At 34.8% G+C, this 15,038-nt stretch carries 18 protein-coding genes and 1 tRNA gene; 8 read left to right on the top strand and 11 right to left on the bottom strand.

Annotation, left to right across the window (positions count from 1 at the left end):
• The first annotated feature begins 11 nt into the window (after nt 1-11).
• The gene (locus SIB53_RS07020) at nt 12-362 is read left to right on the top strand and encodes a c-type cytochrome (protein ID WP_413677540.1); all 351 of its coding nucleotides are present in this window, start codon (nt 12-14) and stop codon (nt 360-362) included.
• On the opposite strand, the gene SIB53_RS07015 is transcribed toward SIB53_RS07020, so the two are convergent.
• From SIB53_RS07015 to pyrC, 6 genes are all read right to left on the bottom strand, one after another.
• Nucleotides 338-607 (bottom strand): YciI family protein, encoded by a 270-nt coding sequence (locus tag SIB53_RS07015; protein ID WP_413677539.1) that lies wholly within the window; start codon nt 605-607, stop codon nt 338-340. The genes SIB53_RS07020 and SIB53_RS07015 overlap by 25 nt on opposite strands.
• 91 nt (nt 608-698) lie before the next feature.
• Entirely contained in the window at nt 699-1,499 is an 801-nt protein-coding gene (gene trpA / locus SIB53_RS07010) for a tryptophan synthase subunit alpha (protein WP_413677538.1), read from the bottom strand.
• Nucleotides 1,500-1,582: 83 nt separating this feature from the next.
• Nucleotides 1,583-1,915, bottom strand: a complete 333-nt coding sequence (locus tag SIB53_RS07005; RefSeq protein WP_413677537.1) for a DUF3007 family protein — start codon at nt 1,913-1,915, stop codon at nt 1,583-1,585.
• A 3-nt stretch (nt 1,916-1,918) separates the two neighbouring features.
• Entirely contained in the window at nt 1,919-2,170 is a 252-nt protein-coding gene (ndhL, locus tag SIB53_RS07000; protein ID WP_413677536.1) for an NAD(P)H-quinone oxidoreductase subunit L, read from the bottom strand.
• Nucleotides 2,171-2,190: 20 nt separating this feature from the next.
• Nucleotides 2,191-2,277 (bottom strand) — tRNA-Leu (locus tag SIB53_RS06995).
• Nucleotides 2,278-2,408: 131 nt separating this feature from the next.
• Nucleotides 2,409-3,473, bottom strand: a complete 1,065-nt coding sequence (gene pyrC / locus SIB53_RS06990) for a dihydroorotase (protein WP_413677535.1) — start codon at nt 3,471-3,473, stop codon at nt 2,409-2,411.
• A 148-nt stretch (nt 3,474-3,621) separates the two neighbouring features.
• On the opposite strand from pyrC, the gene SIB53_RS06985 reads away from it, so the two are divergent.
• Nucleotides 3,622-4,716, top strand: a complete 1,095-nt coding sequence (locus SIB53_RS06985; protein ID WP_413677534.1) for a calcium/sodium antiporter — start codon at nt 3,622-3,624, stop codon at nt 4,714-4,716.
• Nucleotides 4,717-4,744: 28 nt separating this feature from the next.
• Here SIB53_RS06985 and gorA read toward each other — a convergent pair whose 3' ends face one another.
• Nucleotides 4,745-6,106, bottom strand: coding sequence for a glutathione-disulfide reductase (gene gorA, locus SIB53_RS06980; protein ID WP_413677533.1), 1,362 nt, complete (start codon nt 6,104-6,106; stop codon nt 4,745-4,747).
• Between the two features lie 41 nt (nt 6,107-6,147).
• On the opposite strand from gorA, the gene SIB53_RS06975 reads away from it, so the two are divergent.
• Nucleotides 6,148-7,389: a glutathione S-transferase family protein gene (locus SIB53_RS06975; RefSeq protein WP_413677532.1), complete on the top strand. Its 1,242-nt coding sequence runs from the start codon at nt 6,148-6,150 to the stop codon at nt 7,387-7,389.
• Between the two features lie 37 nt (nt 7,390-7,426).
• On the opposite strand, the gene dnaA is transcribed toward SIB53_RS06975, so the two are convergent.
• On the bottom strand, nt 7,427-8,821 hold the full coding sequence (gene dnaA, locus SIB53_RS06970; RefSeq protein ID WP_413677531.1) for a chromosomal replication initiator protein DnaA: 1,395 nt from the start codon (nt 8,819-8,821) through the stop codon (nt 7,427-7,429).
• A 302-nt stretch (nt 8,822-9,123) separates the two neighbouring features.
• On the opposite strand from dnaA, the gene SIB53_RS06965 reads away from it, so the two are divergent.
• On the top strand, nt 9,124-9,783 hold the full coding sequence (locus SIB53_RS06965) for a TIGR04282 family arsenosugar biosynthesis glycosyltransferase (protein WP_413677530.1): 660 nt from the start codon (nt 9,124-9,126) through the stop codon (nt 9,781-9,783).
• Entirely contained in the window at nt 9,732-10,436 is a 705-nt protein-coding gene (locus SIB53_RS06960) for a TIGR04283 family arsenosugar biosynthesis glycosyltransferase (RefSeq protein ID WP_413677529.1), read from the top strand. Before SIB53_RS06965 ends, SIB53_RS06960 begins: the two co-directional genes overlap by 52 nt.
• Before the next feature lie 22 nt (nt 10,437-10,458).
• Here SIB53_RS06960 and SIB53_RS06955 read toward each other — a convergent pair whose 3' ends face one another.
• From SIB53_RS06955 to hisG, 3 genes are read right to left on the bottom strand one after another with little or no spacing between them, the layout of a single operon-like run.
• Nucleotides 10,459-11,001 (bottom strand): GNAT family N-acetyltransferase, encoded by a 543-nt coding sequence (locus SIB53_RS06955; RefSeq protein ID WP_413677528.1) that lies wholly within the window; start codon nt 10,999-11,001, stop codon nt 10,459-10,461.
• A gap of 12 nt (nt 11,002-11,013) precedes the next feature.
• Entirely contained in the window at nt 11,014-12,810 is a 1,797-nt protein-coding gene (locus tag SIB53_RS06950; protein WP_413677527.1) for an ABC transporter ATP-binding protein, read from the bottom strand.
• Nucleotides 12,797-13,459, bottom strand: a complete 663-nt coding sequence (hisG, locus tag SIB53_RS06945; protein ID WP_413677526.1) for an ATP phosphoribosyltransferase — start codon at nt 13,457-13,459, stop codon at nt 12,797-12,799. The genes SIB53_RS06950 and hisG overlap by 14 nt, the downstream gene beginning before the upstream one ends.
• 50 nt (nt 13,460-13,509) lie before the next feature.
• Here hisG and gloB point away from each other — a divergent pair, with 50 nt between their 5' ends.
• From gloB to SIB53_RS06930, 3 genes are all read left to right on the top strand, one after another.
• On the top strand, nt 13,510-14,265 hold the full coding sequence (gene gloB / locus SIB53_RS06940) for a hydroxyacylglutathione hydrolase (protein ID WP_413677525.1): 756 nt from the start codon (nt 13,510-13,512) through the stop codon (nt 14,263-14,265).
• Between the two features lie 45 nt (nt 14,266-14,310).
• On the top strand, nt 14,311-14,718 hold the full coding sequence (locus tag SIB53_RS06935; RefSeq protein ID WP_413677524.1) for a Rid family detoxifying hydrolase: 408 nt from the start codon (nt 14,311-14,313) through the stop codon (nt 14,716-14,718).
• 86 nt (nt 14,719-14,804) lie between these two features.
• The gene (locus SIB53_RS06930) at nt 14,805-15,035 is read left to right on the top strand and encodes a DUF3136 domain-containing protein (RefSeq protein WP_011294518.1); all 231 of its coding nucleotides are present in this window, start codon (nt 14,805-14,807) and stop codon (nt 15,033-15,035) included.
• The last annotated feature ends 3 nt before the right edge of the window (nt 15,036-15,038 follow it).

Here is a 15,038-nt window from a genome sequence, read left to right as displayed (position 1 = left end):
TTTACTAGATTATGAGAAAAAAATTAAGAGTTTTTTTTCTACTCGGTTTTTGTTGCACATTTTTTTACTTAAGTTTCCCGAAAGAGCTAAATGCTATTAAAACAGATTTAGGAGGAAGTCTTTTCAACCACAACTGTGCTGGATGTCACATTAATGGGGGTAACATAATCAGAAGATCAAAAAATTTAAAGATTTCATCATTAAAGCGTAATGGAATTGACAATCCAGAAGCTATAGCGAAAATAGCAAGACAAGGAATTGGAATAATGAGTGGTTATGAAGATGAGCTAGGAGACAATGGCGATCAAATTGTAGCTAATTGGGTCTGGGAACAAGCTCAAAAAGCTTGGCTCCAGGAGTAAATTTCGAAATCAGTCCATATTCCCTCTCTCCAATAAACGTCCTCTTTGATAAGACTTCTTATATGCTCAATGTCCTCAGATTTGAATATCCCAAAAACATATCTATTACATTTTGTCGGTCCTAATGTTATTAATATACCTTCTTCCTTAAGTGATGAGAGTCTTTGAAGATGCTCCTCTCTAAAAGGTGTTCTCTTTATTAGAGCATCTTCACAGTAAGATCCCCAAAGGACAAATTGATCCATAGTTTTAGGTTAAATCAAGACAATATTTCTCTAGATAAAACATAGAAAAGAATTCGATTTCCAGCTTGATCTGTTTCTATTTAAAAAAATATTAGTTCGTTGCTGCTCTTAGTTCTTTACAAAAAGAACCAGCTTCTTCAACTTTCATTTTGTTCGAGGCATTAGCAATTCTTTTAACTAAAGCACTACCAACAATTGCGCCATCAGCGCCCCATTCTCTAACTTGTTCAATATGTTTTACCTCCGAAATTCCAAAGCCCACAGCAATTGGACTAGATGAAGAATCTTTTAGTTGTTGCACAAGAGATCCTACATTATCTTCTAGTGAGGACCTTTCTCCAGTTACTCCAGTAACACTTACAAGATAAGTAAATCCATTAGAAGTTGCTGCGATTTTTTTCATACGATCCTTGGGTGTTGTAGGAGCAACAAGTAAAACCAAATCAATTTCCTTGGATTCAGCTATATCAGAAAGTTTTTCTGCTTCTTCTAAAGGAAGATCTGGCACCACTAATCCTGAAACACCTACTTTCGAAGCTTGTAAACAAAATTCTTCCAGACCTTTATTAATCAGTGGATTTGAGTAAGTAAATAAAATTATTGGTATTGTTAATTGATCTCTCAATTCAGACAACATTTTAAAAACCCTGTCAGGAGAAGTACCTGCAGAGAGAGCTCGAGAAGCTGCTAATTGAATAATCGGTCCATCTGCTAAAGGATCACTATATGGAATGCCTAGCTCAATCATGTCAGCGCCATTTGCCTGAAGTTCTAACAAAATCTTTGCTGTAGTTTCCAAATCAGGGTCACCTGCCATAAGGAAAGGCATTAGTGCAATTCTTTTCTCCTTTTTTATTTTAGAAAAAGACCTACTGATATTTGTACTTTTCAATGTTCTAATGCTTGGGTATCTATCTTTTTTATCATTTTTGTATCCCTAAGAGTAAAAAATTATTGAGATTTAGTAATTAAAACTTAAGTTTGTTCAATACTTTCTTCCTCAACAGTTTTTAGCAATTCAATTTTTTCTTCATCTGTCATGGCCTCAAACTTTTCTCTAATTTTTTCATCAGTCAGTTTTTCATAAGCCTCTCTGTATCTTTTACGTTGCTCCATAAAAGTCATATTCCCAGAAAAAACCCTAAGAAGGTAAGAAGCTGTCCATGCGAAAATAATTAAAATTAATATTGACTGTGCTGCAATACCAGCTGATATTGATTCAAATCCAAGTAACTGAAATACTTCATATCCCAAGCCTCCTAAAACAAAAACAAGCAACCCTATTTGAAAAACCTGTGCTCTTGTCAAAGTTCAAGACTCCTCTTTTCCATTCATTCTTAAATTAAGAAACGGTGCAAATAAAACCATTCCAGGAAAGAAAAGAAACACAAGTCCATAGATATAAAGGCGTTCTAACTTCCCCATAACATTCCAACGATTATTCATCCAATAAAAAAGGAATAAAGGAACTACCAATAAATAAATCCCACCCAATACAACATAAGCAGATAATGTAATTACCGGATTAACAGCTCCTATTAATTCAAAAGGGATTAAACACACAATGGAGATACAAAATATCATGGGAGTGGGGGGACTTGAACCCCCACGGCCAAAAAGCGGCCAACAGATTTTAAGTCTGGTGCGTCTACCAATTCCGCCACACTCCCCAGTGATAGCAAGGATTATCGCAATGCTAGAGTTTCAACTCTAAGCCATTTACATATTAGCGTAAACGTATGTGCTTAAATCAGTACTCTTAAGAATATCTAGAGTTAGATAATTCTTGAAGGAATCCTCACTAAGAATCTCCTATTGCCCAGCCAAGAGTTTCTCCTGAATGAAATGGTTTTACAAAATCATTGGGATCACCATCTAATCCAACGTCAATCATTTCAGGTACGGAAATATCTTTTTTAACTAAAGTTATTCTCTCTTTGTTTAAAGGTAATCCATAAAAAGTTGCTCCATTAATGCTTGAAAAAGCTTCAAGCCTATCTAGGGCATTTTCCTCTTCGAAAACTTTTAAATAGCTTTCCAAAGCGAAAGGGGCATTAAAGATTCCTGCACATCCACATGAACTTTCCTTAAAGCTACGGGTATGAGGTGCTGAATCAGTTCCAAGGAAAAAGCAAGGTTTACCACTAGTAGCCGCTTGTCTTAAGGCAATACGATGAATTTCACGTTTAGCTGTGGGTAAGCAATAAAAATCACTCCTTAACCCACCATTGAACATTGCATTTCGATTAATATGTAGATGATGAGGTGTAATTGTAGCTGCTAGATCAAACTGACTGTTTTCTACAAAGTCAATTGCATCTATGGTCGTGATGTGTTCTAAAACGATTTTAAGTGAAGAAAATCTTCGTAATAATGGTTCAAGATGACGCTCTATAAAAACAGCTTCTCTATCAAACACATCAACGTTGAAATCGGTCACTTCTCCATGAATCAATAATGGCATACCAATTCTTTCCATCGTCTCAAATAAATTGTCGACTTTACTTATATCTGTAACCCCATACGAGGAATTAGTTGTCACATTAGCTGGATAGAGCTTTGCTCCATGAAAGACACCTTCCCTAAAGCCTCTCTCTAAAACCGCTGGAGACATATTATCTGTAAGATATGCTGTCATTAATGGAGTAAAAGAGACACCTTCAGGGATAGACTGGACAATTCTTTTTTTATACTCTTGTGCTTGGTTTAAAGTTGTTATTGGAGGATCAAGATTAGGCATGATGATTGCACGGCAAAACACATTTGCTGTATGACTTAAAACACCTTTAAGAATCTTTCCATCTCTCAAATGCAAATGCCAATCATCCGGCTTTAATAATGAGATTTGATTAACAGAAGCAATCACAGGATTAAAACTTTTTCAATGTATATCTTATGCAACCTTGATAAATAAGTCTTCAAGTATAAATAAATGGCTATGATACTAGGATAATAACAAATGGAAATAAAATAAATTAATTCACTAATTTAGTTTCTCAATAAATCACTCAATTATGCCATCAATATTCTTGTCATTTTTAGAGCTTATTACTGGGATCCTTTTACTTTTTAGCGGTGGGGAGTTCTTTATTCAAGGGGCTGTGGCTTTAGCCTTAATCCTTGGGATCCCTCAACTAGTTATTGGTTTAACCATAGTATCTCTGGGGACAAGTGCACCTGAACTATTTGTAAGTATTAACTCCTCCCTGACTGGATCAGATAGTCTTGCTTTGAGCAACATTGTTGGCAGCAATATTTTCAATGTGATGGTAGTTCTCGGAGCTAGTGCCCTTTTACGACCTTTAAGAGTTGAGAGTCGTCTTGTAAGGAGAGACATTCCTCTTCTTTTAGCAGTGTCAACTGCAGTTTGGGGGATGGCCGCTTCAGAGCTAATAACTTGGCAATTTGGAGTAGCTTTGATAGTTGCGCTAATAATAAATACCACTTGGGAAATTCGTACAGCAAGAGAAGAACCTCAAAAAACCCAAGAAGCAGAGCCAGAAATCAATATAGAAAAAGCCTCAACAAGTTTATTAAATGCAGGTGTGAAATTATTGGGTGGTATTTTTTTGCTTACTATTGGATCACGACTGTTAATTGAAGGCGCATCTACAATTGCAGGATTATTAGGGGTAAGCGAAGCTATAATTGGGTTAACGATAGTATCGCTGGGCACCTCTTTACCTGAGTTGATTACGTCATTAGTTGCCGCTATTCGTGGTCAAACTGATCTGGCAATTGGCAATGTAATTGGAAGTTGTTTATTAAATCAATTACTAGTCTTAGGTAGTTGTTCTTTATTATCTGGAGGAAGTGGTTTAGTTGTTGAGAATTTACTAATAACTAAGGATATTCCTATCATGGTAATTACTACACTTGCTTGCATGCCAATTTTTTGGACAAAAGGGACCATAAGTAGAGGTGAAGGTGGTGTTTTATTAGGACTGTATATGCTTTATATTGCAGACAAAATAATACCTCTAACTTTACCAAGCTTACATTCAGCATTCAAAGAATTAGTTTTTATAGCCATATCATTATCAATAATAATAATTACATATAAGACAATTGCTTACTGGTTAAGACTAAGAAAAAGATCTAATAGCTAATAGCTAATAGCTATTAATTCCACATCAATCATTGCATTGTCACAAATTCCTCGGCTATTGTAGGATGCAGTGCCATTGTATTATCAAAATCAGATTTTTTAGCTCCTAGCATTAATGAGATTGATGCCATCTGAATAATCTCAGATGCATTATCACCAATCATATGACATCCCAAAACTTTATTATTTTTTTTATCAACTATTAGTTTTAAAATACATTTACAGTCAGTCTTTGGCAATGATTTAGATAAGGGTCTAAATATTGATCTATATACTTTAATGTTATCTTTGCCAATCAATTGAATAGCCTTCTCTTCAGTTATGCCCACAGAAGCTATTTCAGGCTGACTAAATACAGCGTATGGAACAAAATCATAGTTAACCTTACGATATGATGCGCCATAATTTCTATCAGCAAACTTTCTGCCCTCATCAATTGCGACAGGTGTCAAATTGATCCTGTCAGTTACATCTCCAATAGCAAAGATATTAGAAATATTTGTTTTACTTTCACTATCAACTTTAATTTTACTTTCAAGAATTTCGATGCCCGCTCGTTCTAACTTCAACCCGTCTAAAAATGGCTGTCTACCAGTAGCGAAAAGTAATCCATTCGAGTCAAATTCTTTGCCCGTATTTGTCTTTATAGTTAAAGATCCAGGAGTTCCTTTTATTGAATAAACATTCTCAACAAACTTTAAATTAATTCCTTTATTTTTCATTGCCTCGGTTAATGCTGAAGAAAGTTCAAAATCAAATCCTCTCAAAATTCGTTCACCTCTAACTAATTGAGTAACTTCAACACCTAACCCCTGCAATATGCATGCAAATTCGCAAGCAATATAACCTGCACCAACAATTGTAATTCTTTTCGGAAAGCTTTTAAGAAGAAACATGTCATCACTTGTCCAACCTAAAGATGCACCCTCGATACTTGGTCTTTTAGGTCTACCTCCTACTGCAATAAGAATTCTTTCTGCATAAAGTTCATTTAAAATCTCTCCATTTATTCGATTTTTTATTGCAATACAATTTGAATTTCTAAACTCACCCCAACCTTTAAAAAGCTCAACATTAGCCTTATTTAAAAAATTCTCGTGTAATTCATTCAGTCTTTTCACTTCCTTTCGAACATTAGCTAATAAAAGCTCTGACTTAATCTTTAAATTATCAAAATCAAAACCATAAGATGGTGCAGACAAAAAGCTTTCTAAGAGAGAAGACCCACATACTAATAATTTTTTAGGTACACAACCTCTTATTACGCATGTTCCTCCAACAAGATCACCCTCGACGATGGCTACAGAGGCTCCATAACTAGCTGCTTTCTTTGCAGCAGCTAATCCACCGGAACCTGCGCCAATGACAATTAAATCAAAAGACCTTTTCAATTTTGCAACCTAGTATTATTTCCCTATTCTCATTGAAATAAATGAATCCAACAAGAAATGCAATGAGTTGGGAAGAATTAGCAATATATGCGGCTGATCCAATTGATCAAATCAATGGGTTGAACAACCCATATTCCTCACTTCGCCTTTTTAATAAAAATGAGTCCGAGGCAATTGTTACTCTTTACAGAGACAATCATGCTTGGTGTCCTTATTGCCAAAAAGTTTGGATTTGGTTAGAGCTTAAGAAAATTCCTTACCGGATTAAAAAGGTCACAATGCGTTGCTATGGAGACAAGGAAAAATGGTATTTAAGAAAAGTACCCACAGGAATTCTACCTGCAATAGAAATTGAAAATCATGTAATTACAGAAAGCGATGAGATCCTATTTGTGTTAGAAGAAATTTATGGACCTCTAGGTCAATCTCTAAATGAGAAAAAAGTTTTGGGACATAGAAGACTTGAAAGAGAATTATTCTCATCATGGTGTAATTGGTTATGTCGCAACTCTCTCTTCCCAGCCCAAGAAGAACAAAAGAAAGAGAACTTCAAAAATGTTGCAAAAATATTTGAAAAAGAACTACAAAAGAATGCTTCTGGATGGCTAACACCAATCTCGACAGAAAGTGGTGAAAAGCCTGGATCAGCAGATGTGATTTTCATTCCATATGTTGAAAGAATGAATGCCTCATTGGCTTACTACAAGGGATATTCATTGAGAGAAGAGCACCCTTTTATAAACACATGGCTTAAAAATCTTGAAAAATTTGACGAATATAGAGGGACTCAAGGAGATTTCCACACTCATGCTCATGATTTACCTCCTCAAATGGGAGGTTGCTTTACTTATTCAAATACAAACCAACAATTATTTGCCAAAAAAATTGATATGGGTTCTGGATTAGGGCAATTAGAAGTAGAAGAATCTATAGTTGATCAAAAATCGGAACAACAATTTGTGGCATTAGCTTTAGAAAGAGTTATCAAACATAAAGAGAGGATTATTGCTGTTAACCCAATGAAAAATAAATTATTTGATCAGCCATTGAGAGCAACCTTAACTTCTATGATTTCAAACAAAGATTGTCTTCCAGAGAAGAATAGTGCCTCTGCATTACGCTACCTCCGAGATAGAATTTCAGTCCCAAGAGATATGCCTTTATTATCAGGAAGGTTGTTTAGGCAGGCTCTTGAACGCACCGCAAATATTGATGGTAGTTCACTAGGCCCAAAAATACCTACAAGAGATAGGCTAGATCAAAACCCTATACAGTTCAATTGAAAAATCTAAAAATTCCTCTTACTATCAAATTTTAAATTCAGCGACGTTTTCTCGAATCGATCTGAAGAAGATCCTTTACTTTTTGCACTTGACTAGCTAATTGTGGCTCACTAGATAATTTCTTTTCTACTTGTTCAATGGCATACATGACTGTTGTATGATCTTTCCCCCCAAAAGATTCTCCAATACGAGGTAGACTTAAGTCTGTTCCATGACGCATTAAATACATACCTACCTGTCTTGCCTGACTAACAGGTCTACGTCTACTTGGACTTCGCATTTCTTCCTCGGTAACTCCAAAGACCTCAGCTACTTTCTCTAATACTTGTTTAGGCTTAACTTCTACTCCTTGTCCAGTAGGATCAAGCATAGGTGCTACTGATTCCACTGTCATTGGCAACCCAGTTATAGAGGCAAATGCAACAGCACGAGTAAAGGCCCCTTCTAACTCTCTTATATTAGAAGTGAATCGTCCAGCGATAAATTGAATCAAATCCCTTGGTAAACGCATCCTTTCATGCTCAGCCTTTTTTTGTAATATTGCCATTCTCGTCTCCAAGTCGGGAGCTTGGATATCTGCGATTAGTCCCATTGAGAATCTTGAAATCAATCGTTCTTGCAAACGAGGTATTTGACTTGGAGGCCTATCACTTGTGAGCACAATTTGCCTACCTGCCTCGTGCAAAGCATTAAAGGTATGGAAGAATTCTTCCTGGGTGTATTCTTTACCTTCTATAAATTGAATATCGTCAACCAATATCAAATCAGCTTCTCTATACCTATTTCTGAAAGCTTGCATTCCATCTTTTCTAATCGCAACTATTAAATCATTAGTAAAAGTTTCAGTAGAAACGTAAGCAACCTTTGCATCTGGATCGATTTCCAATCTGTAATGACCAATAGATTGCATTAGATGGGTCTTACCTAGGCCAACTCCTCCGCAAATAAATAATGGATTAAACTCGCGACCGGGGGATTCAGCTACTGCCATTGCTGCAGCATGAGCCATCCGACTATTTGGACCAACAACAAATCTATTAAAAACATATCGAAGATTCAAACCCGGTAAAAATTTCTTTATTGGGGCTTGCTTCGATTTAACGTCTGCATTCTCACGAGCGGTAATCGAATTATTTTCTACATTTGAAAAAGTCTTTTTTTTATTGCCTTTATTTGATGAAAATTCTTCCTTAACTTTTATATAAACTTTAACTTCATGGCCAAATATCTCTGAAGCAATCTCTTCAATTGTATGAGAGTAATTTTTCCTTAACCAATCACTTGAAAAGCTATTTGGAGCGAGCAAAGTCAAACAGCCATCTTTGAAATCAAAGAATTCAGCAGGACGTATCCATGTTTCGTATGAAGGCTTACTTAAATTCTTTTGCAGTAATTGCTGCACCTTCGTCCATAGCTCATTCCGAGTTGGCACATGGATTACCTAATGGAATATGAGTTTAGCTAAAAACTTTAATCAGTCATTCTTAAATTTGGAAATCCAATTGTAAAATTCGAGTTGAATTTTACAAAACACTAACTATCGCAATGGATTAGAAAAAAAAATGCAAGTATATATTTATTTTTTTCAAAACAAAAATTAATTAGATGCAATAAATAGTAACTTAAACGTTAAAATATAGAATAAGCTAAGATTAATAACTATGAATCTTGTTAAAAGTAAAACAGCAAATACAAGAACAATCTAATAAACATTATAAACCAACTATCGTCTTGATGACAAAATGGCACGCAATAAATAGATGTAAAAGTCGTCTATCAGAGGATATAGGAGCACATAAAGCAGCAAAGATCCAAGAGAAACTAACGAATCACACAATTAACGTAGCTAAAGAAATTCAAAACGAAGATCTCGCAGATATAAAAGTTGCAATCGATGGAATTGGCATTAAAGCCGCAAGGAAATGGGCCCTAAAAAATAAAATTAAAACGGTTACTATTCAAGGTCCTGGAAATCTAGGAACAAAAATGAAAAGACAATTTTTAAAGGCTCATTCTGAAAAAACTCCTTCTATCCAAAATCGGAATTCTATCTTACTAATTGGAACTGATTTACCATCAATCTCTCATTTTGAATTAATTCAAGCGATACAAATACTTAATCATAAAGAAATGGTTTTAGGTCCTTCAATTGATGGAGGGTATTGGCTTATAGGACTATCAAATAAGCTTTTAAATCCTTTATGTAATTGGCCATTTTCTGGTATAAGTTGGGGAAGCGATAAAGTACTTCAAGAAACAATTCGATTAGCATCGTTAAATAAAATAAATTATCAACTACTTCAAACTAAAAATGATCTGGACAATATTATGGATCTATCGCCATGGCTAGATTACAAAAGCTTCCAACTCTCAGCATCATCATACCAACTTTAAATGAAGCGACTCATCTCCCTCTGCTACTTGCAGATTTAAATACCTGGCCATACAACTTTGACTTGATAATAGTTGATGGAGGAAGTACAGATTTAACTATTTCGATTGCACATATACAAGGATTAAATATTATAAAAAGCCCTGAAAAAAATAGAGGTTATCAATTAAAAACTGGTGCTTCAAATGCAATTGGAGATTGGCTTTTATTTCTACATGCTGACAGCAGATTAGGAAAAGGTTGGGTAAATAATTTACTAAATATTATACAAAATAAAACCTCAGAAAATTTTGCATGGTATTTTGATTTTAAAATCAAAAATAATAATTTACAATTTAGAATTTTAGAACTAGCAGTAGCACTAAGAAGCCATTTATTACAAAGGCCATATGGTGACCAAGGTTTACTGATACACAAAAATCTTTATTACCTTTCAGGAGGTTTCTCTCCGCTAAAAATCATGGAAGATCTCGATTTAATAACAAGGGTTACTAAAACAACAAAAGTAAATCGTATTCGTGAACGTATATATACCGATGATAGAAAGTGGTCTAATTCAAATATAATTAAACGTGCTTTCAAAAACGCAAACCTAAGGAAGAAGTGGAGACAAGGTCATAGCCAAGATAACTTGTCAAAAGAATACTATTCATAAAAAATAAACCTAATCTAACAAATCAATTTGAGTACCAAAAAGCACATTTATTACCCTTTGGCTCTAAAGTCCAACCTTGCCTTTTATAAAAAGTAATCACATCAGAATCAGCAAATAAAGTTACTCTACTAATACCTTCTCTTTTTAAACTCCTCATTAAATAAGTCATAAGTTGTTTTCCTAATCCATAACCTTGATAAACAGGATTAATAGCTACATCCCATATTGTTGCATCAATTACTCCGTCCCCAGTACATCTTGCAAATCCAATCAACCTAGGAAATTTAGGATCATGTTGCCATAAGCCTACCTTAAGTAAGCTATTGTCCAGAGCTCGTTTTACTCTCCTAAGAGGTCTTCTTCCCCAACCAACTGCTTGAAGAAGTTGCTCAAGTTCAATTAAATCAAAAGATTTTGAATCACTAAAAACAAATAGAGATGAGTTATCTTGATTAAAGTATTGAAGAGCTTGTTGTCCATATATATTTTTTAATGTTTGATCTGAAAGAATATTTTGATTTCTCCATCTAGACATACCCAATTTTGTTGATCCTAAATTAATCATAAATTAATAAAGTTAGATAGTAGTTAGGCCTTTTTCTTGTAAATCAGCAAGTTGCGAATAAAGTCCACCTAAAGCCCTCAATTCTAAATGAGTACCTTGCTCTATCAATCTCCCTTTTCTCATTACTAAAATTCGATCCGAAGATTCAATTGTGGCTAATCTATGTGCTATCACTAGTGCGGTCCTTTTTTCTAATAACCTATCAAGATCTCTTTGTAAAGTTGCCTCAGTTGATGGATCCATAAAAGCAGTTGCTTCATCCATAATTAATACTTTTGGATCCCTTATTGCGACTCGTGCAATAGATAAAAGTTGTCTCTCTCCTGAGGAAAGATTCCCTCCTCTTTCTCTAATGTAAGTGTTTAAACCATTTGGCAGTTTGCTCAATAAATTATCAAGTCCTAATTCACTACATATATCCTTTAACCTTTGGTTATCTACTGAAGAATCTAAACGAAGATTATCAGCAACATTTCCACTAAAAAGGAAAGTATCTTGTAGAACAACTCCAAGCTGTTTCCTTAAAAACTCGATAGGTATATCTTTGATATTTTGTCCATCAATATATATATTTCCATTTTGAGGTTCGTAGAGTCTACACAATAGTCTTATTAATGTAGTCTTGCCTGAGCCGGTTGGACCTACTAGAGCTACATGTTCGCCTGGATTAATTTTAAAACTTAAGTCATTTATTATAGGTTCATCTTTTCTATAAAAAAAACTAACATTTTCAAATAAAACTTCCCCAAAAACATTTTTACTTTTAATTAATATTTGTTTATTTACTACTTTCTGGGGAGTTCGATCATGAATCTCAACTTTTTTTTCAAGCAATTCACTTATTCTTTCTACTGCAGTTAACCCTCCTTGAATTTGTGTAAATCTTTCTGCTAACTGTCTTAAAGGTTCAAATAGTCTTTGTGAGTACAAAATAAATGTAGTGAGAGTTCCTAACCCCATAGCTCCTGCTGTAACCATATAACCTCCAAGAGAAATAACTAAAGCGACTGCAGCTAATGAAACCCACTCAATAAACGCAGAAATACTGCTGTCATAAAAGATGGTGCCGTTTACAGCATTTTTATAGTTAGTTCCAGTTTTATAAAATTTTTGACCATTTAATTTTTGCCTTCTAAACATTTGAACAACTTCAAGGCCTTGAAGATTTTCCTGAAAATTTGCATTTAATTGAGATAGTTCTTCTCTAACTTTATAATTTTGTCTTCGATAACGTTTTTGCAGCCAGAGGATAAATATCGTGACAGGTATTTGAACAATCAAAAGCAGTAAACCTAGCCTCCATTCAATTAAAATCATAGTTATTGATATAACTATAAGACTCACAAAGTCAGCCAAAACTCCTACAGCCCCACTGCCAAAAACTTCTGATAATGCATCAACATCGCTAGTCAATCTAGTTAATAATTTACCAACAGGCATTTTGTCATGAAAACGCAATGATAATTCCATTGAATGAGAAAATAAATCATTCCTAATTTGAGCAGTGAGGCGCTGACCTACAGCCTGTATGTTGTATGACTGGAAACCTTGTAATCCTAGTCTAAGTAATACTGTTAAAAATAATGTACCTATTATGAACCTAATTGATAATTCATTAGAGAACTTATCAAAAAAAGATATCGTATCCTCTTCTCTTAAAACAGAAATAGCTTGCCCTATAAGGAGAGGTTGAATTGCACCAGCTAATGCAACAGGTATTAAAATTAAAAGTATTAGAGTTAAACGTTTTTTTTCTTTTTTTAAATACTTCCCAAGTTTTGTAACTCTTCGAAAATCATTTTTTGCCATCAGAAAAGAGGTTGGTCTGAGATTGGATTTGAATTGAATCAATAATTTCTTGAAGAGGCCCTTTGTCTAGTCTTAGGGATAGTGGATGCCCAACAAGCCGAGCACTTGATTTAAAAAGTTCTTCAATTTCAATAAGACCATTATCTCTAAGAGTACGACCAGTTGCGACTAAATCAACGATTGCTTCAGCCATACCTGTTATGGGACCAAGCTCAACGGATCCACTCAAATGTACCAATTGAACAGGCAAATCAATTTGATCAAAAAAATTCTTTGCACAATTGGTAAATTTACTTGCTACGCGGCAGTTTGGTGGCAAGTCAGAAGCACTCAAATACCCACTACTGGACTTAACGGCAACAGACATATGGCACTTTCCAAATCCAAGGTCTACTAAATTCGATACTTGCAATTTCTGCTCTTGTAAAACATCAAAACCAACTATTCCAAGTTGCGCCTGACCATAAGATACATAAACCGGAACATCGCTGTTCCGCACTAAAAGAGCTTTGGCACGGCCACAAACTGACGGAACCATTAATTGCCGATTGTTATCTTCTAAAACAGCAGAGAAATCAAGTCCAACGTCAGAAAACATTGAAACTGATTCTTTCAACAAGGCACCTTTAGCTAATGCAACTGTAAACATGTCAAATACTATTAGAAGGGACTCTAACTATTCCATTATCTAAATAAACAATGTTAGAGAAAAAAAGCGAATTCACTATTTACCCAATTACCGTCTTACAGGACAATATCGTATGGGTATGGGTCCACAATTGCAATGCAGTGGTAGTTGATCCCTCTGTATCGGAACCAGTAGAAAAATGGCTTTTAGAAAAAGACATCTCATTAAAAGCTATCCTTCAAACACATCATCATGATGACCACATTGGTGGAACACAAAAGTTAATCAAAAGATGGCCCGATGCACAAGTAGTTGCATCAAAAAAAGAACTTAAGAGAATCCCATTTCAAACATTATCGGTTAGCGATAATGATATTTTCTATTTAATGGATAGTGAGATTAAAGTTATTGAAGTTCATGGACATACTGACAACCATATAGCTTTTTATTTATCCAAAAAAAATTGTAAATACAACATATTATTCCCTGGAGATACTTTATTTGGAGGGGGTTGTGGTCGTCTTTTAGAAGGTACTCCATTTCAAATGTTTGAAAGTTTAAATAAACTTAATTTACTTCCAGAAAACACTAAAATATACTCAGCTCACGAATATACAGAAAACAATTTAAAATGGGCTTTAAAATTAGAGCCTAAAAATATTTCCATCATTGAAAGATTAAAGCTTGTTCAAATTAAACGTCATAAAGGAATATCTAGCCTACCTTCAACACTCTCAGAAGAGAGAAAAACAAATTTATTTCTAAGAGCAAAAAATGTACAAGAATTTACAATACTTAGAAGACACAAAGATAAATGGAAATGTTAAATTCTAATTTGAGTATCAAACATCTAAACTCAAACGTAATTATTCATGAAAAGTTCAGCGATAGAAGCAATCGAAACAAAATTGGCTCCTAAACCTGTTGGCCCCTACAACCAAGCCGTCTTAGTAGAGAATTGGTTGTATTGCTCAGGACAAATTGCTTTAGAACCTTCCACTGGGGTAATGATCGGGAATGGAAATATAGAAGAAGAAACTAGACAGGTTCTAAAAAATTTAATGGCTGTAGTTGAAGCCGCTGGGGGGGAAAACTCAAATGTAATAAGAACAACCATCTTTTTAACTGATTTAAATGATTTCGCAAAAGTAAATGCAATTTATGCAGAAACCTTTGGCCAAACAGTAAGCCCCGCAAGAGCATGCGTTGAAGTATCAAATCTTCCTAAGGGAGGAAAAATTGAGATAGATTGCATAGCTTGGTTGGGAAACAAGAAATAAAAGCAACTTTGTGACTAAAAAGAACCTTGCCACTTTGCTAAGTGGCCCCATTATTGTCTAAATTAACAATTGATTCGCAATACACAATGTCCACTGCCAAGTTGACTATTGGCGAACTAGAAGCTGGATACCCCCTCTACTGCAAAGCACTTAGGAGGCTTTTGCAACAAGGACGTACCGCTGATCAAATCCAAAGAACTGTTTGCTGGAGTCACCTAGAGACTCTTAATCGATGCTTGCCAGGAAGATATAAGACTCCCTCTTATCTAATGGCGTTAATCAAAAGAGATCTAGAACAACCAAAAGAGGAAGATTGATTT

Source organism: Prochlorococcus sp. MIT 0916 (assembly GCF_047305155.1).
Taxonomy (GTDB): Bacteria; Cyanobacteriota; Cyanobacteriia; order PCC-6307; family Cyanobiaceae; genus Prochlorococcus_B.
Note: the sequence above shows the minus strand (reverse complement) of the source record. Positions and strands in the feature narration are given on the sequence as shown.

Excerpts from the sequence above, each read along its gene's own strand:
- SIB53_RS07015 (WP_413677539.1), bottom strand. The coding sequence starts at position 607 with ATGGATCAATTTGTCCTTTGGGGATCTTACTGTGAAGATGCTCTAATA.
- SIB53_RS06950 (WP_413677527.1), bottom strand. The coding sequence starts at position 12,810 with ATGGCAAAAAATGATTTTCGAAGAGTTACAAAACTTGGGAAGTATTTA.
- SIB53_RS06985 (WP_413677534.1), top strand. The coding sequence starts at position 3,622 with ATGCCATCAATATTCTTGTCATTTTTAGAGCTTATTACTGGGATCCTT.
- SIB53_RS06935 (WP_413677524.1), top strand. The coding sequence starts at position 14,311 with ATGAAAAGTTCAGCGATAGAAGCAATCGAAACAAAATTGGCTCCTAAA.
- SIB53_RS06975 (WP_413677532.1), top strand. The coding sequence starts at position 6,148 with ATGAATCCAACAAGAAATGCAATGAGTTGGGAAGAATTAGCAATATAT.
- SIB53_RS06955 (WP_413677528.1), bottom strand. The coding sequence starts at position 11,001 with ATGATTAATTTAGGATCAACAAAATTGGGTATGTCTAGATGGAGAAAT.
- SIB53_RS06965 (WP_413677530.1), top strand. The coding sequence starts at position 9,124 with ATGACAAAATGGCACGCAATAAATAGATGTAAAAGTCGTCTATCAGAG.
- SIB53_RS06960 (WP_413677529.1), top strand. The coding sequence starts at position 9,732 with ATGGCTAGATTACAAAAGCTTCCAACTCTCAGCATCATCATACCAACT.
- hisG (WP_413677526.1), bottom strand. The coding sequence starts at position 13,459 with ATGTTTACAGTTGCATTAGCTAAAGGTGCCTTGTTGAAAGAATCAGTT.
- SIB53_RS06930 (WP_011294518.1), top strand. The coding sequence starts at position 14,805 with ATGTCCACTGCCAAGTTGACTATTGGCGAACTAGAAGCTGGATACCCC.
- gloB (WP_413677525.1), top strand. The coding sequence starts at position 13,510 with ATGTTAGAGAAAAAAAGCGAATTCACTATTTACCCAATTACCGTCTTA.
- SIB53_RS07020 (WP_413677540.1), top strand. The coding sequence starts at position 12 with ATGAGAAAAAAATTAAGAGTTTTTTTTCTACTCGGTTTTTGTTGCACA.